Consider the following 24,583-nt stretch of genomic DNA (forward strand, 5'->3'; position numbering starts at 1 on the left):
AACCTTTTTTACAGACTTTTGGTCAAAAATGCTCCCTTTGGTCGCATGCTTGCCTTATCCACAAGCTTTTTTGCAGACTTTTGGTCAAGCATGCTCCCCTTAGTCGCATGCTTTCCTCATCCGCAACCTTTTTTGCAGACTTTTGGTCAAGAATGCTCCCTTTGGTCGCATGCTTTCCTTATCCACAACCTTTTTTGCAGACTTTTGGTCAAGAATGCTCCCCTTGGTCGCATGCTTGCCTTATCCACAACCTTTTTTGCAGACTTTTGGTCAAGAATGCTCCCCTTGGTCGCATGCTTGCCTCAAAAGTCTAGCAAAAAAGCCCTATAACGGGCTTTTACTTAGCAATCGCTTCCCCCAAAAGCTCAGTAGCCTGGGCTTCTCGGTAATCAATTTCAAGCTTTTCTAATTTTTCTGAGCTATTTGTCAGGATGACCATTGTCATGATAGACAGGCCCTTCGCTTCGACACGGAGCCAGTCGGCTTTACCGATTTCTTGGCCGGGCTCGACCACATCGCCCACAGCGACCTTCAGGCGAACAGGCGACGGTGTCAGACCGACCGTGTCCAGGCCAAAGTGCAGGAGGACTTCCAGGCCGTCTAAGCGACGAAAGGCAACCGCATGGCCCTCTTTCATAATGACGCTGCCGGCCACAGGGCTGTAAATCTTATTGCCCGTTGGCTTGATAGCAAAGCCGTCGCCCATCTTCTTCTGGGCAAAAATCGGGTCGGGCACAACGCTCAAATCCAGCACCTCGCCGTCCAGCGGTGCATAGATTTTCGGGTCGTCAATCAGTTCTATCTGCTGTTTTTTCCTTCTTCCAAACATGGCTACTCCTCGATAATTGTTTATACTATTTTATCAAATTCCAGGCAAAAGTTCAAGAACTCAATTAATATCACAAAAGACGGCTGAAAGGCCGTCTTTATTTAATTAAAGCTAAACGTTATTTCGCTTTCCCTTTTATTTAACCCCGATTTCTTTTTCCACAACAGCAACAATCGTATCAACCACTTCATCGACCTCTTCATGGCTTGGAGCTTCTGCCATGACACGGAGCAGAGGCTCAGTCCCGCTAGGACGGACAAGAATCCGGCCCTTGCCACCCATCTTATCTTCCATCTGGGCAATGACTTCCTTGATCGCAGGCACGTCCATGGCTCCATCCTTGGCCGCATTATTAGCCACCCGGACATTAACCAGCTTTTGTGGATAAATCGTCACTTGATCCGCCAGCTCAGAGAGTGGCTTGCCAGTCTCACGCATGACCTTGAGCACCTGCAGAGCCGAGAGCTGGCCGTCGCCGGTCGTATTGTAGTCTAAGAAGACCATGTGTCCAGATTGTTCTCCACCAAAGTTATAGTCGTTTTTCTTCATTTCTTCAACGACATAGCGGTCGCCGACAGCGGTCACGACTGAGTTCATCCCAGCTTCTTCCAGGGCCAAGTGGAAGCCAAGATTTGACATGACGGTCGTCACGACTGTATTCTTAGCGAGCTGACCCTTTTCAAGCAGGTATTTGCCGACGATAAACATAATCTTATCGCCATCGACAATCCGGCCCTTTTCATCAACCGCAATCAGGCGGTCAGCATCGCCGTCAAAGGCAAGCCCCAGGTCAGATCCGGTTTCCAGCACCTTTTCAGCCAGGTTTTCAGGGTGGGTCGAGCCCACACCGTCGTTGATATTGAGGCCGTCAGGCTTTTCACCGATCACAGTCAAATCAACGTTCAAGTCAGCAAAGACCGCACGGGCTGAAGTATATGAGGCCCCGTTAGCCGCATCAACCACAACCTTGAGGCCCTCAAAGTCGCCCTCAGCTGTAGACTTGAGAAAGGCCTGGTACTTGCGGACACCCTCAGTATAATCGCTCAAGAATCCTAACCCTTCAGCAGATGGCCGAGGGAGCTTGTCTTCTTCAGCATCAATCAGAGCTTCGATTTCAAGCTCTTTATCATCTTCGAGCTTAAAGCCATCACCACCAAAGAACTTGATGCCGTTATCGAGGGCTGGGTTGTGGCTAGCAGAAATCATGACCCCTGCTGAAGCCCCTTCCTTCTTGACCAGATAGGCTACACCAGGCGTTGCAATCACACCCAGATCATAGACCTCGATGCCGACGGAGAGCAGACCTGAGATAAGACTTGTCGCCAACATCTGTCCTGAGATGCGGGTATCACGTCCCACATAGACCTTTGGTCGGCCTGTCTCATGTTGACTGAGGACATAGCCTCCGAAACGTCCGAGCTTAAAGGCAAACTCAGGGGTTAGTTCTACATTCGCTTCTCCACGGACACCGTCCGTACCAAAATATTTAGCCATAATAATTTTTTACTCCAATATTATTTTTTAATTTTTCGTAGGGTTAACATTCACATCAACATTGACAGGGTCTGCCGTGATCCCATCAGGCACCGTAACATGGACATGCCGGGTGACCGTCTCTGTGATGCCCGAGACGTCGACTGAGACCGTAATCGACGTAATCTTGTCAAGGTCTGCCTGAGCTCCAGAAATCTTGATGGACTTGGTCTGGAGCTCCAGAGCCATACTCTTGACTGAGCTGGCAAGACTCCCGGTCTGCTTGACCTCGATAGGGACAGTCTTGCTGGGCTCATTGAGCTTGAGGTTAAGCTTGACGTGATTCGGTTGAATCTGAGCGGACACGCTCTTGCCAGAAGCATCCAGGGCTCGCAGACTGACCGTATCTGAGAAGTCAGACGAGAGGACAGTATTTGTCGGTAGGACCGCTTCGACCGACTGGATTTGCTCCAGTGTATTTTCACCGGCTGAGACCTTGACCGTCTCTTGAGAGAGCTCGGTAGAGGCTACGCTATAGCCCGGCGAGAGCTGATTGGCTGCGACTGGGGCTGTGACCTTAAACTCTTTAGTTACTTTGGGTTCGATGTTGATAGACAGTGTATTTGGCGTGAGCTGGGCGTTGATGCCTGAAGGCAGGCCTTCAACCTTGATGGGAGCCTGGACCGTTCCGGCTTCATTGTGGGTCAGGTCAACGACGAGGCTGAAATTCCTCGTGTCGGCATTCTGCTCATTTGAGATTTGCAGGCGGTTATAGCCACTGAGGGCAACATTGGCCGTGGCCTGGTAGCCAGAGACAAAGTACTTGTTGTTGTCGTATTTGACTTCGATGGGCACATTTGAGACCGTCGCTGTGTAGACCTCACCGGCCTGTATGCTATTGCCCTGATTTCTGAGGGCAACCGAGTTGGCATTAAAGAAGAGGATGACAGCAAAGAAGACTGCCGTCAGGATATAGAAGGCTTTAGAACTGAAAAAGTTAGGAAATTTCATTTCTTCTTTCCTCCTTTTTTAGATTCTGCACTGGCTGTCGGAGCCGATAAGGTCGCCGTAAGCAACTCATGGAATTTTTCCTTGGAAATATCTGCCATGAACTGGCCATTGTGGGCCACCGAGATGCCACCGGTCTCCTCAGAGACGACTAGCACCAGGGCATCTGAGACCTCAGACAGACCAATCGCCGCCCGGTGCCGGGTCCCAAATTCCTTAGAAATTCCGGACTTTTCAGTTAGAGGCAGGTAGGCCGAGGTCACGGCAATCTTGTCGCCCTGGACAATGACCGCCCCGTCATGAAGTGGCGTATTCGGGATAAAGATGTTGATGATGAGCTCAGACGAGACATCGGCGTCTAGCCGGATCCCTGTCGAGGCAAACTCCTCCAGGCTCTGGGCCTGCTCAATGGCAATGAGGGCCCCGATTCTCCGTTCACTCATGTAGGCAAAGGACTTTTCATAGGCGGCCACATGGTCGCTGGTCCTTGCAGAACGTGAGGGAATCAAGAAGGTCGAGGTCCGCCCCAGGCTCTCAAGAGCCCGCCTGATTTCAGGCTGAAAGATGATGACGATGGCGATGGCCCCGTAGGTAATGACCTGATTGAGCAACCACTCGACCGTCGTCAGGCCAGCCAAGCCCGCCACTACCTTGATGGCGATGAAGACAATCACGCCCCGGACCAGTGTCATCAGCTTGGTCCCCTGAATAAAGCCAATCACTCGATAGAGGAAATAACTGACAATCGCAATGTCGAGGATGGACATGACCAACCGCCAGGGGGACTCATTCAACTCAAAGATTTTTTGCCAAAAATCCAGGTTGAAGAATTGATTAAAGCTATTCATTTTTCAGCCAGCTTCCTTGTCTTTATTAAGTATCTTACACAATTATATCAGAATTTAGGGAGAACTGCTTTGACGGATGCAATTTGGAGGGGCTTAACTAGGCAACCAGGGCTTCAGTTTCTATTTTATTCCTACAAACTTGCAAGCATTTATATAAATAATCAAGCGACTTGCCTCCAGCTGTTATAAACAGTGACTCTATTTTCGATTAAGAGCCAACAAAACAGGTCATTGTTATGAGACGCTTCTTATTTTTTACGATTTTTTCAATCAGCAAGACGACCAGCTTGATCAGCCCTAGCAGAAATTCGACCCTTAGCTTTCTAAAGCATTATAAAAAGCCCTATAATAAGGGCTTTTTGCTATAAGTAATGAAAATCAAAAGTCTTAGGAAGCTTGCTAGCAAAGCCTTTAGAGCTCCCTGACTATACAGTTTGTGGTTTATTGACCAGACTATTTCTTAGCCTCACGAGCTGCTTTTCTTGCCGCCCGCCTTGCTTCACGCTCTGGGTCAAGGGCTCTTTCCTTGCGTTCACGAGGCTTCCGCTCTGGCTTTGTTTCCATTTCTGGAGACGTGCCTTTTTCCTTTTGCTCACGGGCCAGGAATTTTTCCTCATCGCCTGAGAGTCTTGCATAACGCAAGAACTTCCGTCGGCTATCCATTGCAGCCTTTTGGAAGAGCTCTTCAGCGTGATCAGCATTGACCTTTTTCAGATTGGCAAAGCGGGATTGCTTGAGGAGGAAGTCGTGAACCTTGGAAAAGCTAGGCCGTTTGAAGTCCAGCGTCATCGGGTTTTTACCAGTAGCTTCCATTTCTGGATTATAGCGATAGAGCTGCCAGTAGCCAGATTCGACGGCTTCTTTAGCTTCTTCGAGGGTCTTAGACATGCCACCGTAGAGGCCGTGGCTGATACATGGCGTGTAGGCAATGATCAGGCTCGGACCATTGTGGCGTTCAGCCTCATCAAAGGCCTTGATGGTCTGCATCATATTGGCCCCGGAGGCGATTTGGGCAACGTAGACATTGCCGTAGGTCATGGCCATAAAGCCGAGGTCCTTCTTGGCAGCCACCTTGCCAGCTGCTGCAAAGGCAGCAATGGCTGAAGCTGGTGTCCCCTTAGAGACCTGGCCGCCGGTGTTGGCATAGACCTCATTGTCCATGACGAGAATGTTGACGTCCGCCCCAGAAGCCAGGACGTGGTCGAGGCCACCGTAGCCGATGTCGTAGGCCCAGCCATCGCCACCGAAAATCCATTGGCTCGGTTTAACAAATTGGTCGGCCTGCTCTAAGATAGCGGCAAGCTCAGGCTTTTCAGACTCTGCCTTGAGGGCAGACTTGAGCTTTTCAGCCCGGGCCCTTGTGCCCTCTGAGTCAAAGAGGTGGTCGATCCAGTCTTTGGCTAATGTCGCCAGTTCTTCTGACATGACTGGCAAGGCACTTTCCATCTCTGAAGCCAGCCGTTGCCTACGATTAACAGAGGCCAACCACATGCCGTAACCAAACTCAGCATTGTCCTCAAAGAGGGAGTTAGACCAGGCAGGACCTTGACCGGCGTCATTGGTCGTGTATGGGGTCGCCTGCGTCCCTCCATAAATGGAAGAACAGCCGGTCGCATTGGCGATGTTCATCCGGTCGCCATACATCTGTGTCAAAAGCTTGATATAAGGCGTTTCTCCACATCCGGAGCAAGCCCCAGAAAATTCAAGCAGAGGCTGATTAAACTGGGTCCCGACGATGGTATTTGGCCGGCCTGGATTTTCCTTAGTCTTCAAGGTCATCGAAAAGGCCCAGTTGACGGCTTCTTTCTGCTGACTCTCATAAGGCATCATCTTGAGGGCCTGGCCAGAACGTGGGCAGGCCTCGACACAGAGCTGACAGCCGGTACAGTCTTCAACAGAGACCTGAATCCGGTACTTGAGGCCGTCCTTTCCCCGGTAGTCCATGACCTGATAGCCCTCTGGAGCCACATTCCACTCGTCTTCATCAACCAGGAAGGGCCGAATGGCGGCGTGCGGGCAGACAAAGGCACACTCATTACATTGAGTACAGAAGTCAGGGTCCCAGACTGGGACTTCAAGGGCAATGCCTCGCTTTTCGACCGCTGCCGTACTAAGGGGAGAGCTCCCTGACGGCACGGCTTCTGCCACATCAGTTACGCTGAGTTCATCGCCTTCAAAGGCATTAACCTTGTCTAAAAAGTTAAAGACATAGCGTTTATTGGCCTTGCCTGTTTCCAGTTGTGGAACTTCCACTTCTGGAGACTCGCTCCATCTTGCAGGCACCTCAACCTGATGCAGTTCATTCAAAGCCTGGTCCATGGCCTTAAGATTAGCCTCAACAATGGTCGGCGACTTCTTGGCATATTTCTGGGCATCAGCCTTGAGGATTTCATAAACCTCATCAAAAGGCATGATTCCCGTCAGCTTGAAGAAGGCGACCTGGAGGATGGTGTTAATCCGGCGACCAAGGCCGGCCTCACGGGCAATCTTGGCCGCATCGATGATATAGAAGTTGACCTTTTTTTCAGCAATCGCCTCTTTCAGGCCTGCTGGCAGGTTTTTATCGAGTTGCTCAGCTGTCCAGCTGGTATTGAGCAGGAAGGTCCCGCCCTCACGAAGTCCCTTAATCAGTTCGTATTTGCGGACATAGCTCGTGTTGGCACAGCAAACAAAGTCAGGCTGGGCAATCATGTATTCAGATAGAATCGGGCTATCGCCAAAGCGGAGATGGCTGACGGTCAGGCCACCAGATTTCTTAGAGTCATACTCAAAGGCCCCCTGGACAAACTTGTCGGTATGGTCGCCGATGATTTTGATGGCCGCCTTATTGGCCCCGACCATGCCGTCTGAGCCAAAGCCCCAGAACTTAGCCTGGTAGGTATCTGCAGGCGTAAAGTCCTGAGCTTCGCCCGTTTCAAGCGAGAGCTGGGTCAGGTCGTCATCGATGCCGATGGTAAATTGAGCCTTGCTGTCGGCTTTTGTCAGCTCGTCGAAGACAGCGACGATATGCTCAGGCCGGGTATCCTTGCCTCCAATTCCATATCGACCGCCAATGACCTTAATATTTTTTGCCGCTAAAGTCGTCAGAACATCTAAGAATAAAGGCTCGCCAGTTGCCCCAGATTCTTTGGTCCGGTCGAGGACCGCGACATTTTTCACTGTGCTTGGCAATTTTTCCAGGAAATTCGCCGTCGGAAATGGCCGATAGAGGTGGATGTTGATAAATCCGACCTTGCGTCCATCAGCATTTAAGGCATCAACCGTCTGCTTGATGGTCCCCGCCACAGAGCCCATGCTGACGATGACTTCTGTCGCGTCTTTCGCCCCGTAGTAGTTGACCAGGTCATAATCCGTCCCCTGGATGGCATTGATTTTGGCCATCTCAGCCTGAACAATCGCAGGCAGGGCATCGTAATAAGGATTGACCGTCTCCCGTTGCTGGAAGTAGATGTCTGGGTTTTGGTTAGTCCCTGAAACGGTCGGATGCTCTGGGTTCATGGCCCGACTTCTAAAGGCAGCCAGCTTTTCTTGATTGATCAGGCCTGCCAGCGTCTCCCGCTCCAGCACATTAATCTTTTGAATCTCGTGACTGGTCCGGAAGCCGTCAAAGAAGTGCATAAAGGGCACTGAGCCCTCGAGGGCTGACAGATGGCTGACTGCCGCCAGGTCCATGGTCTCCTGGACACTCGAGCTTGCCAGGAGGGCAAAGCCGGTCATCCGGGCAGACATGACGTCAGACTGGTCGCCAAAGATGTTGAGGGCGCCAGTCGCCACAGCACGGGCCGCCACGTGAATCACGCCAGGCAACTGCTCGCCAGCCATTCGGTACATGGCCGGCAGCATCAGCAAAAGGCCTTGTGAGGCCGTAAAGGTCGTCGTCAGACTCCCCGCCTTGAGGGCACCGTGCATGGCACCAGCCGCTCCCGCCTCAGACTGGAGCTCATTGATTTGCAGAGGCTGTCCCCAAATATTAGGTTGCCTCCGGGTCGCCCAATCGTCGACATTGTCAGCCATCGGCGAGCTCGGCGTGATCGGATAAACCGTCGCCAAGTCGCTCATCGCATAGGCCACATGGGCCGCAGCCATGTTACCATCCATTGTTTTTTTCATGTGCAATACTTTCTTGAGCAAAGCATTTATTTGAGGTGACACTTCATTTCCAGCGGTGTCAATGCAGGAAATCAGGCCAGGCCAGCCACCTCAAGAGCTGTTGCTCGCTTGTATTTTGACCTTTCTATTTTAACATTTTTTAGGGGATGGCCTGATCTGGGCGGATGTCAAGGACTTTTGACATGTGGGAGTTTATCCTTTTTTTGGCAGTAACAAAAAAAGACCTTCTCCAGGTCTCCTACTCCTTCTCCGCCTTCTCCGTCTCCTTGGCAAACTTCTGAGCCACAGCCTCCAGAGCTAGTGTTTCCTCATCGCCGATATAATTCTCATCGTTGATTTCATCGAGGTTGACAAACATCTGGATGTGTCCTTTGAGATTGTCGAATTTGACGGGGGTCTTGCCACCGTATTCGCCGTCGAGGTTGATTAGGAGGGGATGCTCGCTGTTGACCGGCTCAATTTCGATCGAGCTGGACTTGATGTATTCGACGTTGACATCGTCCATGTGCTTGCCTGAGCCATTGACCACCATGGCAAGAAGGGCCATGAGCTCAAAGAAGTTGTCGGTCTTGACCAAGATCAGCGTAAAAAGGCCGTCGTCAAGCTGGGCATCTGGGGCAATCTTTTCAAAACCACCGACCGAGTTGGTCAGGGCTGCAAAAAACATAGAAATATCGCCCTCAAAAACGCCCTGGTCATGGTAGACCTTGACCGGAGCACACTTCATCCGTGGCAGGAGCTCGGCCCCCTTGCTGAGGTAGGCCAGGTAGCCAAAGGCCGTCTTCAAGTGGCTCGGCACGCTGTAAGTCAACTCAGTCAGGGCACCGCCTGCTGCAATGTTGATAAAATAAGTGCTCTTGTGGTCTGCCGTCGTCGCAAGACCGACATCAATATTGAGAAACTGTTCTTTTCCGATAATGGAAACAGCCTCCAGAGGCTTATTGCGGGGGATTTTCAGGGCCCGGGCAAAGTCGTTGGTCGTACCAACCGGCACAATAGCCAGCATGGGCCGCTTCTCATAGGGCGAAATCCCGTTGACCACCTCATTGATGGTGCCATCGCCACCAGCGACCACAATCAGGTCAAAGCCAGATTCACTGGCCCGGGCTGCTTCACGCTCTGCTGACTTCTCCTCCGGCGTGGTCTGAAAGGCCGAAGCCTCGTAGCCAAAGCCTTCGAGCTTGTCGAGGATGTCAGCAATAAAACGCTTGATGATCTCCTGGCCACTGGTAGGGTTATAGATAAAACGAGCTTTTTTCATGAACATTGCTCCTTAGTAATTCAACAAATCTTCTTCTGACCAGACCTTGATACCGAGTTCTTGGGCCTTGGTCAGCTTAGAGCCAGCATCGGCTCCAGCAACGACCAGGGCCGTGTTTTTAGAGACCGAGCTTGAGACGTCAGCCCCCAGGCTTTCCAGCTTTTCCTTGGCCTCAAGACGGGTCATGCTGGTCAGCTTGCCAGTCAGGACGACCTTTTGGCCTGAGAGCGGGCCTTCTGCCTTGACAGGACCGGCATAAGCCAGGTTTAATCCCGCCCCTTCCAGCTCGTCAAGCAGGGTCTTGGCCCCATCGGTCGCAAAATAAGAGACGATGGTCTCAGAAACAGCCTGACCAATCGTTGGAATTTCAGCAATTTCCTCCATGCTTGCCTGAGAAAGCTTCCTCAGGTCTCCAAATCGCTCAAGCAGGAGCTTTGCGACCTTGGCCCCGATATGACGGATGCCCAGGCCAAAGAGGAGTTTTTCTGCAGAATTGCCCTTAGAGGCCTCAATGGCGGCCAAGAGCTTCTCTGCTGACTTTTCTTGAATCTTATCCAAACTCAGGAGGTCAGAGAGGGTCAGCTTGTAGAGGTCTGCGACATCCCGGATGAGCTGGGCCTCAAAGAGACTGCTGACGATGGATTGGCCGAGGCCTGCGATATTCATGGCTCCACGACTGGCAAAGTGAATCAGCTTCTCCCGATTTTGTGCAGGACAAAGAGGATTAACACAGCGGAGGGCGACCTCGTCTTCATAATGGACCAGCTCAGACTGGCATTCTGGACAGTGGGTCGGGATTTCCATTTCTGGAAGATTTTCAGGCCGTTTGTCAAAGAGGACCCGCTGGACGGCAGGGATGATATCGCCAGCCTTGTAAATCAGGACCTTGTCGCCAATTCGGATGTCTTTTTCCTTGATGTTGTCGACATTGTGGAGGGTCGCACGGGCTACTGTGGTTTGGGCGAGGATCACCGGCGTCATGTTCGCCGTCGGCGTCACAACACCTGTCCTGCCAACCGTCCAATCGACGCTGAGAATTTCTGTTTCTGCCAGCTCTGCCGGAAACTTGTAGGCAATGGCCCAGCGGGGAGCCTTGACGGTAAAGCCTAGCTCTTCTTGCTCAGCAAGATTATTGACCTTGATAACGACACCATCGATGTCATAGGCCAGCTCATCCCGCATGGCGGTCACCTTTTCGATAAAGGCCCAGATTTCATCGAGGTTTTTAGCAAAGACCCGTTCAGGATTGACCACGAGGCCGAGCTTTTCAAAGTACTCGAGGACCTCTTCCTGGGTGTTATTGGTTGCAGGGCTGGCCTCTTGATAGAGGAAGGTGGCCAGTCCACGCTTGGCGACGACCTTAGTGTCAAGCTGGCGGAGGGTGCCCGCCGCCGCATTTCTTGGATTGGCAAAGGGTTGGAGACCGTCGAGCTCCCGCTCAGCATTGAGCTTGGCAAAATTCTGCCGGGGCAGGTAGGCCTCACCCCGCACAACGATGTCGACCGGCTCAGAGAGGCTGAGGGGCACATCCTTGATGCGTTTTACATTTTCTGTGATATTTTCGCCAATCGAACCATCGCCACGGGTGGCAGCCGTCACCAGCTGGCCGGCTTCGTAGTAGAGGGAGAGGGAGAGGCCGTCAATCTTGAGCTCACAGATATATTCAGGCTCGTCGATTGACTTTCTGATACGGGCCTCCCACTCGGCCAGCTCTTCCTTAGAGAAGACATCGCCCAGGCTGTAGAGATTGTAGGGATGCTGAAACTTCTCAAAGCCTGAGAGGACGACATCTCCTGTACGGTGCGTCGGCGAATCCGCCCGGACCAGATTGGGATTGGCAGACTCCAGCTCTTCTAGCTTGCGATAAAGCCGGTCATACTCGGCATCTTCGACCGTCGGCTTATCCAGAGTGTAGTATTCATAGGCATAGCGGTTGAGTTGCTCTGTCAACTCCTTGATTTCTGTTTCCGGATTCATAGTCTTATTTTATCATATTCTTTAATGATTTTTGGGGAAGAAAAAAGCCCTATCTTCTAAGGGCTGATAAAGATTTTTCTGCTATAATGCTGGCGTAGAAGTTGAAGGACGCTAGCCTGATTGGAGGTGATGCTTATGAGGAATAAGCCAGACCTCAGAAAACATGAAAGGCGAAAACTTTGTCAGTTTTTGAGACCTTGACCCTGATGATTGCATTTGCAACTCTCATGATTTTGGTCATAGATAAAAAGGATAAAAAATAACCGTCCACTTTAGCCCGTTGGCGGTTATTTTAACTTAAAACAAAGGCTACCGTTCTTAAAACGGCTATACTGGAGGTTGCTCATTCGCATCCTCCTTTTATAATCTTATTTTAACAGATTTGAAGAGGGGATTCAAATGATACTTTTTATTCTTCGACGATTTTAATCATAGCTTAAATTCTTTAGCTTTTCTGATATAATGAATATATCAAAAAAACTAAAATAGGAGTAACCATCATGGAAATCGAAAAATTAAGGGATGACCTCAAAAGCCTTGCAAAACGGGTGAATGACTTAGAAGCGAACATTCAAAACGAAGAACAGACTAAGAATGCCTTTATCATGCCTTTCTTCCAAGCTCTTGGCTACGATGTATTCAACCCTATTGAATTTATCCCTGAATACACCGCTGATGTAGGAATTAAAAAAGGAGAAAAAGTCGATTATGCGGTCGCCTTTGAAGGAAAACCTGCCATCCTGATTGAATGTAAGTCAATCACAGAAAATCTCGATAATCATGATTCTCAGCTTTTCAGATACTTTAGTACAACTGATGCAAAGTTTGGTATTTTAACCAATGGTAAAGAGTACCGATTCTACACAGATCTTGATGCTCCAAATAAGATGGACAGCGTGCCTTTCCTCAAAGTTGAGCTAGGAGCCATCAAGGACAGCCAATTTGCAGAGATTGCAAAATTCCACAAGGACAATTTTGACGTAGAAACTATCACTTCATCTGCTTCTGAGCTCAAGTATCTCAATGCTTTCAAGGATTTCCTCGCTTCTAATTTAGCAACACCGTCAGAGCAATTCGTAGAATTCGCTGCCAAGCAAATCTATAACGGTAGGATTACTTCAACTGTAAAACAAAGTTTCATCCCAATTATCACTAAAGGCTTCAATCAATTTGTCGCTGAACGTGTTAATGAAAAGCTGAACGCTGCACTTAATACCAACTCCAATGTTCAAGCCGAGGAGTCCACAGTTGAGGCAGAAGAGCCAAACAGCAAGGACGACAGCAAAATCATTACAACACCTGAAGAACTCGAAACCTACACAGTTGTCAAAATGCTTGTTAAGGATAACATAGAGCCAGAACGTGTCTTCTATCGTGATAATCGAAGCTATTTCAACGTTCTCCTCGATGATAATAATCGTAAGTGGATTCTCCGCTTCTGGGAGTCCACAAATAAAAGCACGATTGAAATTCGTGATTTTGGGAAGTTTGACATCCAGACTCCACTTGATATTACAACTTATGCCGAACAGTTGAAAGAGACGATCGAAAAGTATAAATAATTGCTTGGCACTTGGCTCTTACACTAATAACTGGTTGATGTCATCAAAAAGGATATTTTCTGGAACCTAGCGACTTTGTCTATAGCCTAAACTATTTTCTCGGCTCCCCCCCCTTTTATACCATATCGTCTAAATCAGAGCACTTAAAAACCGCAATCTTATGCGGTTTTTTCTATATATGCTACATCATGCCACCCATCATAGACGGATCCATCGCAGGCGCTGCTGGAGCTGGCTCTGGCTTATCTGCCACGACGGCTTCGGTTGTCAGGATGAGTCCGGCAACTGAGGCTGCATTTTGGAGGGCAGAGCGGGTTACCTTGGCAGGGTCTACGATTCCTGTTTCAATCATATTGACCCATTCACCTGTGGCTGCGTTGAAGCCTGTACCAGCTTCGCTTGACTTGAGCTTATCAACGATGATAGAGCCTTCGTAGCCGGCATTGGCTGCGATTTGACGGACAGGTTCTTCAAGGGCACGGAGGACGATATTGATACCAGTCTGCACGTCGCCTTCTTCAGTGAGGGCTTCAAGACTTGGAATCACATTGACAAGTGCTGTACCACCACCTGAGACAATTCCTTCTTCAACGGCTGCACGGGTTGCGTTCAATGCATCTTCGATGAGGAGCTTCATAGCTTTGAGCTCAGTTTCTGTAGGCGCACCGACCTTGATGACTGCGACACCACCAGCTAACTTAGCCAGGCGTTCTTGGAGTTTTTCACGGTCAAATTCGCTAGTTGTTTGTTCGAGTTGTGCCTTGATTGTCGCGACACGGTTCGCAATCGCATCAGTGCTGCCTGCACCTTCAACGATGGTCGTGTGTTCCTTGTCAACAGTGACCTTGGCAGCTTGACCTAGAGCCTCAATAGTCGCATCTTTGAGGTCGAGCCCCAGGTCTTCAGTAATGACAGTCGCACCTGTCAGGATGGCCAGGTCTTCGAGCTGAGCCTTGCGACGGTCACCGAAGCCTGGTGCCTTGACAGCAACCACATTGAATGTCCCACGAATCTTGTTCAAAACAAGGGTTGGAAGGGCTTCGCCATCCACATCGTCAGCGACAATCAAGAGAGGACGACTGGTTTTTAGGACTTCTTCAAGCAAAGGCAAAATTTCCTGGATGTTTGAAATCTTCTTATCTGTAATCAACAGGTAAGGATTATCAAGCTCTGCCAGCATCTTTTCAGTGTCTGTGACCATGTATTGGCTGAGGTAGCCCCGGTCAAACTGCATGCCTTCGACGACATCGAGTTCAGTAGTCATCCCTTTTGATTCTTCAATCGTGATAACCCCGTCATTGCCGACTTTTTCCATGGCTTCTGAGATGTATTCTCCGACCTTTTCAGAACGTGAAGAAACGGATGCAACCTGGGCGATAGCTTCCTTGCCAGAAACTGGGATGGCAAGGTCAGCGATAGCCTTAACTGCTGTTTCTGAAGCCAGCTCAATCCCACGACGGATACCGACAGGGTTGGCACCGGCTGTCACGTTTTTCAAGCCTTCACGGACAATAGCTTGGGTGAGGACAGTCGCTGTGGTTGTCCCGTCACCAGCGACGTCATTAGTCTTGCTGGCTACTTCAGAGACGAGCTTTGCCCCCATATTTTCAAAGTGGTCTTCGAGTTCGATTTCTTTTGCGATGGTCACGCCGTCATTGGTAATGAGCGGGCTACCGTATGATTTTTCAAGGACAACGTTACGACCTTTAGGGCCGAGGGTTGTTTTTACTGTATCTGCGAGTGTATCAATCCCACGCACCATTGCTGAGCGGGCATCTGATGAAAATTTAATTTCTTTTGCCATTTTTATATTCCTTCTTTACTGACTATTTTTATCTATGCTTTATTCTCTATTCAATAATCGCAAGAATATCACTGTCTTTGACGATTAAGACTTCTTCATCATCCAGAGCCACGCTGGCTCCTGAAAACTTCTCGAAGATGACCTTGTCGCCAACTTTTACAGCGGGCTCAATCAACTTGCCGTGGTTGGTCATTCGTCCTGGACCAACTGCGAGAACTTCAGCAGTCTGGGGCTTTTCCTGAGCAGCAGATGCCAGGACAATCCCACCTTGCGTTTTTTCTTCTTCCTTTGTCACGCGAAGCACCACGCGATTATCTAAGGGTTTCAACATTGTGAATAGCCTCCATATTTTTATTTTTTAGCACTCAATAAGTTCGAGTGCTAATCACAATTTCTATTTTAACCCGAAGGTCAAAAATAGTCAAGGAATAATGACTAAAAGGGCAAATCTTCTCCGTCCAAAATCATCTCTTCTGCATCCATTGGCCGTTGATTCTCCCTCTGGGCAATCACAGACCGGCTTTCCAGCAGGTCATAGTTGCTGACGACAAGCTCGACAATCCGTCGCTTTTGCTCAAATTTATCCGTATAAGAACGGGTCCGGATTTCCCCCTCTAGGGCGACCAGAGCTCCTTTTTTGGCATAGACAGCAAAGTTTTCAGCTAAGCGGCCCCAAAAAACCGTATTGATAAAGTCGGCCTCCCGCTCGCCTTCGCCGTTTTTGTAGCGACGTTTGACAGCGATGGTCATCCTGACTAGACTTTTTTCCTTGGGCGTTTTGACCAGCTCTGGCTGGGCAACAAGTCTTCCTATAATCATGGCAATATTCATAAGACACCTCCTGAAGACTATGCGAAAAAAGAAGGCTGATGTCAATTTTTTTATAAAAAAACTTGCAAGCTCTGATGCTTACAAGTTTCATTATCATCATTAAGCCATCCACATGCTCGCAGGCTCAAACTTTTGGCCAGCTTCAATGCTGTCAGAAAGTTCAATAATCCCACGGACTTCTGGAGAATTTGGCAGGGCCAGCTCACGGGCTGAGCAGAGCATGCCGTATGAGTCAACGCCTCTGAGTTTGCCTGGGAAAATCAGGCTTCCAGAAGGCATCATGGCTCCAGGGAGAGCAGCAATGGTCTTCAGGCCCTGCTTGGCATTGGGAGCCCCGCAGACAATTTGGACGGGCTGATCCATACCGACTTCAACTTTGCAAATATGCAGGTGGTCGCTGTCTGGATGGTCTTCCATTTCAAGAATTTCTGCGACAACAAATTTAGGCTGACCATCATAGGCGAGTTCTTCTGTAAAGCCGGCAGACTTGATGGCCTGATTGACCATCGCCAGATCAGCCTCGGTCAGTTCGACCTGGCCGTCTCCGCTCAAGGCTGTCTCAAGCTTGGGCTCAAAGAGATTCCAGCCGACCGTCTCGCCATTGTCTTGGCGGAAGACCCGAGCGACATTGCCTTTTTTCTCAAAATCCACTGCTGTCCCTTCGTCATTTGCGACAATGAGCATGAGGACGTCTCCGACGTGTTTGTTATATGTAGCAATCACGATGGCACCCCTTATTTTGCTGTGGCAAGGAAGCTATTGATTTCTTCCTTGGTCTTGCGGAGTTTGTTGACAAGGCGTGCTGTTTCCTTGCCATCTTCAAGGACGACAAAGCTAGGAATCCCCATGATGCCCCATTCGATAGCGACATCCATGTATTCGTCCCGGTCGACTTGGACAAAGTCAAATTCTGGATTCTCTGCCTCGATTTCTGGCATTTTTGGCTTGATAAAATTGCAGTCGCCACACCAGTCAGCTGTGAAGAAGTAGACCTTCTTACCTTCTGATTTGACAAGTTCTGACAGTGCTTCGATATTTTTTGGAATGATCATAATTGTTCTCCTTTTTCAGTAATGACTAGGCTTTTGGGATTGATGCTCAGGTACTTGGTCTGGCCGTCAAGGACCAGTCCGGCTCTGAAGTCGCCGGTCTCATCCGGCTCATCATAGAGCCAGAGGGCTTGGATTTCGCCCTGGCTAAAACGCCTGCGAATCTCAGACAGCATCTCAGCGTCGAGAGCCTCCTCCAGGTCCTTGTAGCCATGATAGGCGACATGGGCCACCGCCGCCCCTGCGATCAGCCCAAGGCCCAGCTTCAATATTTTATTCATACACAGAATTTTATCATAATTTCTGCTATGATAATAGTATTGATGCTTGTCATAGGAAGAAGGATTAAGATGACATTATTTGACAAAATTAAAAAGTTGACAGAAATCCAGGCTAGTTCTGGCTTTGAGGGCCCTGTCCGGGACTATCTGAAGCAAGAAATGACAGCCATGGGCTACCAGCCTGAATTTGACGGCCTTGGAGGAATCTTTGTGACCAAGACTTCTCAGGTCGCTGATGCTCCAGTTGTGATGATTGCTGCCCATATGGACGAGGTTAGCTTTATGGTCTCTTCTATCAAGGCTGACGGAACCTTCCGTGTCGTTCCGCTCGGTGGTTGGAATCCTCTGGTTGTCTCTGGCCAGCGTTTTAGCCTCTTTAGTAGTCAGGCTGGCAAGAAGATTCCTGTCGTGACAGGCGGCCTGCCACCGCATCTGTTGCGGGGAAGCAATGCCACGCCCGGCATGCCTGAGATTGGCCAGATTGTCTTTGATGCTGGCTTTGAGGATGCTGACGAGGCGGCGGCCTACGGTGTCGCTATCGGCGATCTGATTATTCCAGAAACGGAGACAATTTTGACCGCCAATGGCAAAAACGTCATCAGCAAGGCCTGGGACAACCGCTACGGCTGTCTGATGGTTCTGGAACTGCTTGATTATCTCAAAGATAAAGAACTGCCTGTAACCCTGGTCATCGGTGCCAATGTCCAGGAAGAGGTCGGCCTGCGGGGGGCCAAGGTCGCAACGACTAAATTTAAGCCTGAACTCTTCTTTGCCGTTGACTGCTCGCCTGCCTCTGATACCTTTGGCGACGATAATGGCAGGCTTGGAGCCGGCGTGACCATGCGGTATTTCGACCCTGGACACATCATGTTACCTGGCATGAAGGCCTTCTTGACAGATACTGCGACTGAAGCCAATGTCAAGACCCAGCCCTACATGGCCAAAGGTGGGACAGATGCCGGGGCTGCCCACCTGTCAAATGAGGGTGTGCCGTCGACCACGATTGGTGTATGTGCCCGATATATCCACAGCCATCAGACCATTTCGAGCCTCTCTGACTTTGATGAGGCCCAGAAGATGATTCGGGCAATTGTTGAGAAATTGGACCGGGCTAAAGTAGATAAGATTAAAAACTATTGATTAAAAAATGGCCCTTGCGGTCGTTTTTCTTACTTTCAATTTGTGATATAATGTTACAATGCAAAATAAAAAATTCTATGTTCCTGCCCTGGTCAGTCTACTGCTTTTTATTCTCCTGACGCTGCTTGTCAAGGCAAACTATACACATTCCCCTATTCCTGGCTTTGACCCTGCCATCCAGAACTTCGGCTTTCAGATGCAGGGAAACGCCTTCCTGCTTGGGATTTCTGAGCTGATTGCGACGCTTCTTGGACCGAAAGGCGGTCTGGTCCTCTCTGTTCTTATCTTCCTAGTCCTCTTCTTTGCCTTTAGGAAAAGGGCTGAGGCCATCTGGTTTGCTGGCATTATCATCGTCGGAGTCGGCTTTAATACTGGCCTCAAAGTCCTTATTGGCCGGGTCCGGCCGGACATCCACCGGATTCCTGCCTATGCCCACGAGCCGGGTATGAGCTTTGCCAGCGGGCATTCTCTCTTTGCGACCTTGATTTTTGGCTGTCTTTTCTTGATGCTTGCCCAGCATTTGAAAAGTAGGGCTGCTCAATGGCTGGCTGGCATCATTGCCCTGTTGTTTATTGGCCTAGCGATGTTCTCGCGGATTCTTCTTGGGGTTCATTATCCTTCAGATACGGTTGCCGGCTTCCTGTTGGGACTCTTCTTGATTTGCCTGAGCTATCCCGCTCTTAAAAACTATCAAAAAAATCGTCTGCTTTGACGATTTTTATTTTCCTATAATTTTAGACCAGGCATTCGCATAGTCAGCGTCTGTTCCGCCAATTCCGAATTGGTACTGGGTGGTCGGAGCTCCGTCCTTGGCCCAGAAGCTGGTTGTGGTCGCTCCTGAAACCGTGACGTTCTTGAGCTTACCGCCTGTGACCGTGCCCGGCTTTTCTCCAGTCGAGCTGAGGACGGTTGACTTGATGACATTGTCGTCCTTGGCTGGGTCAGGGAATTTCTGGCCAGGGCCAAAGACATTGGGGTCTGCTGCATTGATGGCATTGACCAGGTAAGACATATAGGTCCCGTTGTTGACAGCTCCTGTCTTTTCCCCCATCGAAGAGTTGTCGTCGTGGCCAATCCAGCCACCGAGCGAGACAGTCGGCGTCGACAGCATAAGCCAGCCATCGACATAGTCATTAGTCGTCCCTGTCTTACCGGTAAAGTCTACCGAGCTGGCAAGACCTGGATTGATGCCCTGTAAATCCTGCAGGAAGTTGGTCGTCCGCTGGGCAGGGTTATAGGTCAGAACGCCTCGCAACATGTTTTCCATGATGGTCGAAGTCGCTTCAGAATAGACCTGGACGGGATTGTTCTGGTGCTTGTAGATGACCTTGCCAGTGTCGTCCTTGATTTCTTGGACGGTATAATATTTGTTGTAAACTCCTCCATTGGCCAAAGTAGCATAGCCATTGGTGTGCTGAACCACGGTCGGGTCAATCCCACCGCCAAGTGGCAGAGACTCGACAGAGTAGTCCTTAATCTGGTAGCCCATCTTTTCCATATATTGCTGGGCTCCGCCGTTGTTTTGGACAGCCTTATAAGTCCAGTAGGCTGGAATATTCCATGAGACACCCAGGGCTTCAGCAAAGCTGACCATGGCCGTCCCCTTGTCGCCGACGTGGAGAATCGGTGTCCCGTCTGAATAGCTGGTCGGGTAGTTGGAGAGCTGGCTGGCTGAGCCCATCAGTCCCATGTCAACGGCTGGTCCATAGGCAATGATTGGCTTGGTTGATGAACCCGGGCTCCGCTCTGTGTCAAAGGCGTGGTTGACCTGACTGCTGTTGTAGTCAAGACCACCGACAAAGCCAAGGACAGCACCGGTCTTATTGTCCATGAGGACGTTCCCTGGCTGGACGACACCGGTCCCGTCTTGGAGGATGCTCCCATATTGAGCCACGGCATTTTGCATGGCTTCATAAATGCCTTGATTGATGGTAGAAGTAATCGTGTAGCCACCGGTCTGGATGCTCTGCTCGGCCAGGTTTTGATAGTACTGCTTGGTCGCATCGTTGCCGAGAGCCGTATCTGAGACCTTATCCCGCTGAATCAGGTAGTTGTAGACATCCTGGACTGCCTCATTGTAGACGACATTGTAGAGGTAGTCGTGGGAGCTGGTCGCATTGGCTGCCGGCGGAAGAAATTCCTTGGTCAGGTCGACCTTGAGGTATTCCTGATAATCTTTTTCGCTGATAAAGCCTGAGCGGTACATGTTGTAGAGGACATTTTTTTGCCGGTCAAGGCCGACAGCCATGTTTTCAGGCGACTTGAACTGGCCGTTGGCACTGTATGGTGAGTAGACAATCGGGCTCTGAGGGAGGCCTGCGATAAAGGCGGCTTCAGGCACCGTCAGGTCTTTGGCTGATTTTCCAAAGATACCTTGGGCGGCCTCTTCGACACCGGCGATGTTTTGACCCTTATTATTCCGACCAAAAGGCGAGACATTGAGGTAGTCGGTCAGAATCTGGTCCTTGCTCAGATACTTGGTCAACTGCCGGGCGTAGACAATCTCGCTGGCCTTCCGCTGAAAGGTCACAGAGTCGCCTAGCACCTGCTGTTTGATGAGCTGTTGGGTAATGGTCGAGCCACCAGAGCTCGCCCCTGAGCCAATCGAGCCTATAATCCCACGAATAACGGCCTTTGGCACCACGCCGTCATTGGTCTTGAAGGTCTCGTCTTCGGTCGCTACCAGTGCATTTTTTACATTGACAGAAATATTACTGCTGTCGGCCTTGACCCGGACCAAATCAGAAGAAATGTCTGAAATCGGCTGGCCATTGCTGTAAAACATGCTGGAAACACCGTGGATATTGTCAATTTTTGAGAGGAGCTCTTCTTTCGACTCGACCTTGGTATTTTCGACTAGGCGGGCAAAATAGCCGATGCCTGCCGTCACACCAAAGACAGCGAAGCCAAGGAAAATCAGGCCTACAATGACGGAGACCCCACGAAAAACCGTAAAGGTCGTCTTTGCGACAGGGACCTTTTCTTCATTAGCATAGGCCTCTTCCTTCTTGGCCCGTCTTTGGCTTGCAGAGCGTCTGGCCTCCAGCTTTTCCTGGAGCTTTGCCTTAGCTTCTTCTTTTCTTGGATCGTTTTCCATGCTTACATTATAGCATAGACTGCAAGCCGGAAAAACTCTAAAGCCAAATTTAAGCTTCCTTTTGATGAATGAACTGGGAAGCAAGCATTTTCAAGTGCAGAATCCTACTGTTGATTTCTTGATTTTTACCAATGCAGACAAATAAATCCAAAAGAGAGCTCTCGCTTCTCTTTTTTTACCCTCCAAACAAGTCATACCACTCGCATTTCCCAGACAATAACAATTTTTGATATAATAAGGAATACTGCCAATTTTGGCCAAATCTAAAGGAAAGGATTTTTCAGATGAACATTTTTGACGAACTCAAAGCCCGTGGCCTGATTTTTCAGACCACTGATGAAGAGGCCCTCCGCAAGGCCTTGACGGAGGAGCAAGTCAGCTATTATGTGGGCTATGACCCAACGGCTGACAGCCTCCACCTGGGCAACCTGGTCCTGATTTTGACCATGCGACGGCTCCAGCTGGCCGGACACAAGCCTTACGCCCTGGTCGGCGGGGCGACTGGCCTGATCGGCGACCCTTCATTCAAGGATGACGAGCGTTCATTGCAGACCAAGGACACGGTCCTGGAATGGTCTGGAAAAATCCGTAAACAGCTCGAGCGTTTTCTTGATTTTGAAAATGGCGACAACAAGGCTGAAATGACCAACAACTACAACTGGTTTGAAGACCTGAGCTTCATCGACTTCCTCCGGGATGTCGGCAAATACTTTACCATCAACTATATGATGAGCAAGGAATCTGTCAAACGCCGGATTGAGACTGGGATTTCATATACCGAGTTTGCCTACCAAATCATGCAGGGCTATGATTTTTATGAGCTGAACAAACGCCACGGCGTAAGCCTACAGCTGGGTGGCTCTGACCAATGGGGCAATATGACAGCCGGGACCGAGCTCCTCCGTCGCAAGGCCGAGACGACTGGCCACGTCATTACGCTTCCACTGATTACTGACAGCACCGGTAAAAAATTCGGAAAATCTGAGGGAAATGCCATCTGGCTGGATGCTGACAAGACCTCGCCTTATGAAATGTATCAATTTTGGCTGAACGTCGACGACGAAGATGCTGTGAAGATGCTGAAAATCTTTACTTTCTTGAGCCTTGACGAGATTGCTAAAATCGAAGCAGAATTTAATGAAGCCCGCCATGAACGCCTGGCCCAGAAGGTCCTGGCTAAGGAAGTAGTGACGCTAGTCCACGGCGAAGAAGCCTTTGAAAATGCAGTGAAGGTCTCTAGCATCCTCTTTGGCGGTGGTTCTCTGAAAGAACTTGACGCCAAGTCCATCCAGACGGGGATGAAGGACGTCCCTCGCTATGATGTCAAGGCTGACGATGACATGAAGCTCATCGAGCTCTTGATTACAGCCGGCATCGAGCAGTCCAAACGCCAGGCCAGAGAAGACATCACAAACGGTGCCATCTACATCAACGGCGAGCGGGTCCAGGATTTGGAATATGCTTTGAGCGACAGCGACAAGATTGACAGCCAACTGACTGTCATCCGCCGTGGGAAGAAGAAGAATTTTATTTTGAACTATTAGAAAACTCGGGCTTTGGCCTGAGTTTTTTTGTGCTGGGTTTTTTGTGCTGGGTTTGCCGTTTCGCTGCAGGCTAAGGCCCCTTTTACTATGGGCCGCAAGCGAAGGGCTTTGCCCTTCCATTGCTAGATTTGGAGCCTTACGGTCTCCAAATCTACCTTTTTCATAGTAAAAGGGGCCTTAGCCTTTCGCTACACTGTTGATTTTCTAGGCTCTGGGCTTTGTTTTCTTGTTGACCAGAATTAGAGAAATAATGACGAGGATGCCTCCTACTACAAGGCTTAGACTAAATTTCTCTTTCAAGCCAATGATTGAAAAGAGAGTAGAAAATAAGGGAACTAAGAACAAAAAGGAACTTGCCAGACTCGCCTCCCGCTTTTGAAGGCTGGAAAACCAGAGGCCAAACGATCCGACAGATGCTGGAATAACGAGCCAGACAAACCAGAGCCAACCCCAATTTGATAAGCTCACCATATTGTAATTTTCTTTGAAGGCAAGGGCAAAGATGAACATGAAAAGGCCTCCAATGAAAAGTTGCCAACCAGTAAAAATGAAGGGCCCCTTATCAAATGGGACTTTCTTTGTGATGACGGTGTTAACTGCCCAGCAGATAGCTCCAAAAAGAGCGACGAGGGCTGACAGACCAAAGGCAGACTTATCAAAGCCCAAGCAAACGACCACGCCCAGAAAGCCACAAATCAAGGCAATGATTTTCCAGAGATTTAATCTGTCCTTGAGGAGAAAATGAGCTAACAAAGCCAACCAGAGAGGATTGGTAAAGAGGATGATAGAGCTCATTGAGCCGGACAGGCCCATAGCTAAGGCAAGATTAAGTAGCCCCATGGTCCCCGTGGTTTGCAGGAGGCCAATGACGAGCACCAGAATCCAACCTTGCAACTTCTTGCCCTGACTGGTCGGTAGCACAGCTTGATATCCCTTGGTCAAAAAAACCCAGACCAGCATGATTAAACCAGCCAAGACAAAGCGGTAGCCTCCCAATAAAAAGGGCGGGACATGCTCAATCGAAATCAAGTATTTCCCTGTAGGAAAGCTCGAGCCCATAAATATGGTCGTGAGGATGATACTGATTAAAAATCCGTCTTTTTTCTTTGCCATTGCGAAATTCTCCCTCTTGATTTATAATTAAGTAAAATAGATAAAAGCTATAATTTAGATACTTTATATCTATAATAAAGATTATAACCCTCTAAAAAGGAACTGTCAATATGAAATTATCTTCTGGCTGGGAGCAGGCCGTCTACGTCCTCCTTATCCTGGGGCGCCTCCCCGAGCAATCTGTCATCAAGAGCAATAGCCTGGCCGAAAGGCTCAGCGTCTCGCCAAGCTATCTATCAAAAATCATGAAAAGCCTCGTCAATGAAGGACTTGTCAAATCAAGCCTGGGCAAAAAGGGTGGTTTCACTCTCGCCAAGCCCTTAAGCGACATCAGCTTCTATGACGTCTTTCTTGCCATCGAAGGCCGGGGAAAGATTTTTGCCAGCCAGCAACTCCTGATTAACTTTCTAGGCACCGAAGGCAACAAGGCCAAAAAATGCTCTGTCACAGAGGCTTTAGATAATATCGAAAGCACGCTCGTGACCACACTTTCTGCTGTCCATCTGGACAAGGTCGCCCAACAGACCTCCGAAAACTACAGCCTCAAAGACCTTGACCATTGGATTCAGGAGCATCTGAGTTAAAGGAAGACAGAAATGCTCTAAAAAACCTGTCTTTCCGCTCATTTATTAACGGATTAAAGCTAAATTATGCTA

At 49.5% G+C, this 24,583-nt stretch carries 21 protein-coding genes; 6 read left to right on the forward strand and 15 right to left on the reverse strand.

Going from position 1 to position 24,583, the window contains the following annotated elements; translation table 11 throughout:
• Positions 1-337: 337 nt before the first annotated feature.
• The 7 genes from NtB2_RS00655 to ligA all read right to left on the reverse strand — a co-directional run bounded on the left by NtB2_RS00655 (position 338) and on the right by ligA (position 11,506).
• Positions 338-829: a PTS sugar transporter subunit IIA gene (locus NtB2_RS00655; protein WP_109245014.1), complete on the reverse strand. Its 492-nt coding sequence runs from the start codon at positions 827-829 to the stop codon at positions 338-340.
• A gap of 135 nt (positions 830-964) precedes the next feature.
• Positions 965-2,323: a phosphoglucosamine mutase gene (glmM, locus tag NtB2_RS00660; RefSeq protein ID WP_109245015.1), complete on the reverse strand. Its 1,359-nt coding sequence runs from the start codon at positions 2,321-2,323 to the stop codon at positions 965-967.
• Between the two features lie 27 nt (positions 2,324-2,350).
• Positions 2,351-3,313 carry a CdaR family protein gene (locus NtB2_RS00665; RefSeq protein WP_109245016.1) on the reverse strand — a complete coding sequence of 321 codons (963 nt, stop codon included), beginning with the start codon at positions 3,311-3,313 and terminating at the stop codon, positions 2,351-2,353.
• Positions 3,310-4,158, reverse strand: a complete 849-nt coding sequence (gene cdaA / locus NtB2_RS00670) for a diadenylate cyclase CdaA (RefSeq protein ID WP_109245017.1) — start codon at positions 4,156-4,158, stop codon at positions 3,310-3,312. Before cdaA ends, NtB2_RS00665 begins: the two co-directional genes overlap by 4 nt.
• Positions 4,159-4,611: 453 nt before the next feature.
• The gene (nifJ, locus tag NtB2_RS00675; protein WP_109245018.1) at positions 4,612-8,268 is read right to left on the reverse strand and encodes a pyruvate:ferredoxin (flavodoxin) oxidoreductase; all 3,657 of its coding nucleotides are present in this window, start codon (positions 8,266-8,268) and stop codon (positions 4,612-4,614) included.
• A 238-nt stretch (positions 8,269-8,506) separates the two neighbouring features.
• On the reverse strand, positions 8,507-9,529 hold the full coding sequence (locus NtB2_RS00680; RefSeq protein WP_109245019.1) for a diacylglycerol kinase family lipid kinase: 1,023 nt from the start codon (positions 9,527-9,529) through the stop codon (positions 8,507-8,509).
• Positions 9,530-9,541: 12 nt separating this feature from the next.
• Positions 9,542-11,506: an NAD-dependent DNA ligase LigA gene (gene ligA / locus NtB2_RS00685; RefSeq protein ID WP_109245020.1), complete on the reverse strand. Its 1,965-nt coding sequence runs from the start codon at positions 11,504-11,506 to the stop codon at positions 9,542-9,544.
• 206 nt (positions 11,507-11,712) lie between these two features.
• On the opposite strand from ligA, the gene NtB2_RS08715 reads away from it, so the two are divergent.
• Both NtB2_RS08715 and NtB2_RS00690 read left to right on the forward strand, forming a co-directional pair.
• The gene (locus tag NtB2_RS08715) at positions 11,713-11,769 is read left to right on the forward strand and encodes a hypothetical protein (RefSeq protein WP_439956791.1); all 57 of its coding nucleotides are present in this window, start codon (positions 11,713-11,715) and stop codon (positions 11,767-11,769) included.
• A 237-nt stretch (positions 11,770-12,006) separates the two neighbouring features.
• A complete protein-coding gene (locus NtB2_RS00690; protein WP_109245021.1) occupies positions 12,007-13,068 on the forward strand; it encodes a type I restriction endonuclease in 1,062 nt (353 codons plus the stop codon).
• Between the two features lie 181 nt (positions 13,069-13,249).
• On the opposite strand, the gene groL is transcribed toward NtB2_RS00690, so the two are convergent.
• From groL to NtB2_RS00720, 6 genes are all read right to left on the reverse strand, one after another.
• Entirely contained in the window at positions 13,250-14,872 is a 1,623-nt protein-coding gene (gene groL / locus NtB2_RS00695; RefSeq protein WP_109245022.1) for a chaperonin GroEL, read from the reverse strand.
• Positions 14,873-14,918: 46 nt separating this feature from the next.
• Positions 14,919-15,203, reverse strand: a complete 285-nt coding sequence (gene groES / locus NtB2_RS00700; RefSeq protein ID WP_109245023.1) for a co-chaperone GroES — start codon at positions 15,201-15,203, stop codon at positions 14,919-14,921.
• A 104-nt stretch (positions 15,204-15,307) separates the two neighbouring features.
• Positions 15,308-15,703, reverse strand: coding sequence for a single-stranded DNA-binding protein (ssb, locus tag NtB2_RS00705; protein ID WP_109245024.1), 396 nt, complete (start codon positions 15,701-15,703; stop codon positions 15,308-15,310).
• A gap of 99 nt (positions 15,704-15,802) precedes the next feature.
• A complete protein-coding gene (gene ytpR / locus NtB2_RS00710) occupies positions 15,803-16,426 on the reverse strand; it encodes a YtpR family tRNA-binding protein (protein ID WP_109245025.1) in 624 nt (207 codons plus the stop codon).
• A gap of 11 nt (positions 16,427-16,437) precedes the next feature.
• On the reverse strand, positions 16,438-16,755 hold the full coding sequence (locus tag NtB2_RS00715; protein ID WP_109245026.1) for a thioredoxin family protein: 318 nt from the start codon (positions 16,753-16,755) through the stop codon (positions 16,438-16,440).
• Entirely contained in the window at positions 16,752-17,033 is a 282-nt protein-coding gene (locus NtB2_RS00720) for a hypothetical protein (RefSeq protein ID WP_109245027.1), read from the reverse strand. The genes NtB2_RS00715 and NtB2_RS00720 overlap by 4 nt, the downstream gene beginning before the upstream one ends.
• 69 nt (positions 17,034-17,102) lie before the next feature.
• On the opposite strand from NtB2_RS00720, the gene pepA reads away from it, so the two are divergent.
• Complete coding sequence (gene pepA, locus NtB2_RS00725; protein ID WP_109245028.1) at positions 17,103-18,173, forward strand: glutamyl aminopeptidase; 1,071 nt, start codon at positions 17,103-17,105, stop codon at positions 18,171-18,173.
• Between the two features lie 58 nt (positions 18,174-18,231).
• The gene (locus NtB2_RS00730) at positions 18,232-18,885 is read left to right on the forward strand and encodes a phosphatase PAP2 family protein (protein ID WP_109245029.1); all 654 of its coding nucleotides are present in this window, start codon (positions 18,232-18,234) and stop codon (positions 18,883-18,885) included.
• 6 nt (positions 18,886-18,891) lie between these two features.
• Here the strand turns inward: NtB2_RS00730 and NtB2_RS00735 are convergent, their stop codons facing one another.
• Positions 18,892-21,270 carry a transglycosylase domain-containing protein gene (locus NtB2_RS00735; RefSeq protein ID WP_109245030.1) on the reverse strand — a complete coding sequence of 793 codons (2,379 nt, stop codon included), beginning with the start codon at positions 21,268-21,270 and terminating at the stop codon, positions 18,892-18,894.
• Between the two features lie 284 nt (positions 21,271-21,554).
• Here NtB2_RS00735 and tyrS point away from each other — a divergent pair, with 284 nt between their 5' ends.
• Entirely contained in the window at positions 21,555-22,814 is a 1,260-nt protein-coding gene (gene tyrS, locus NtB2_RS00740) for a tyrosine--tRNA ligase (protein WP_109245031.1), read from the forward strand.
• 204 nt (positions 22,815-23,018) lie between these two features.
• Here the strand turns inward: tyrS and NtB2_RS00745 are convergent, their stop codons facing one another.
• Entirely contained in the window at positions 23,019-23,927 is a 909-nt protein-coding gene (locus tag NtB2_RS00745) for a DMT family transporter (RefSeq protein WP_109245032.1), read from the reverse strand.
• Positions 23,928-24,037: 110 nt separating this feature from the next.
• Here NtB2_RS00745 and NtB2_RS00750 point away from each other — a divergent pair, with 110 nt between their 5' ends.
• Positions 24,038-24,511 carry an Rrf2 family transcriptional regulator gene (locus NtB2_RS00750; protein ID WP_109245033.1) on the forward strand — a complete coding sequence of 158 codons (474 nt, stop codon included), beginning with the start codon at positions 24,038-24,040 and terminating at the stop codon, positions 24,509-24,511.
• Positions 24,512-24,583: the final 72 nt, after the last annotated feature.

Origin of the sequence: Lactococcus termiticola (genome assembly GCF_003116835.1) — a bacterium.
GTDB classification, from domain to species: domain Bacteria; phylum Bacillota; class Bacilli; order Lactobacillales; family Streptococcaceae; genus Lactococcus; species Lactococcus termiticola.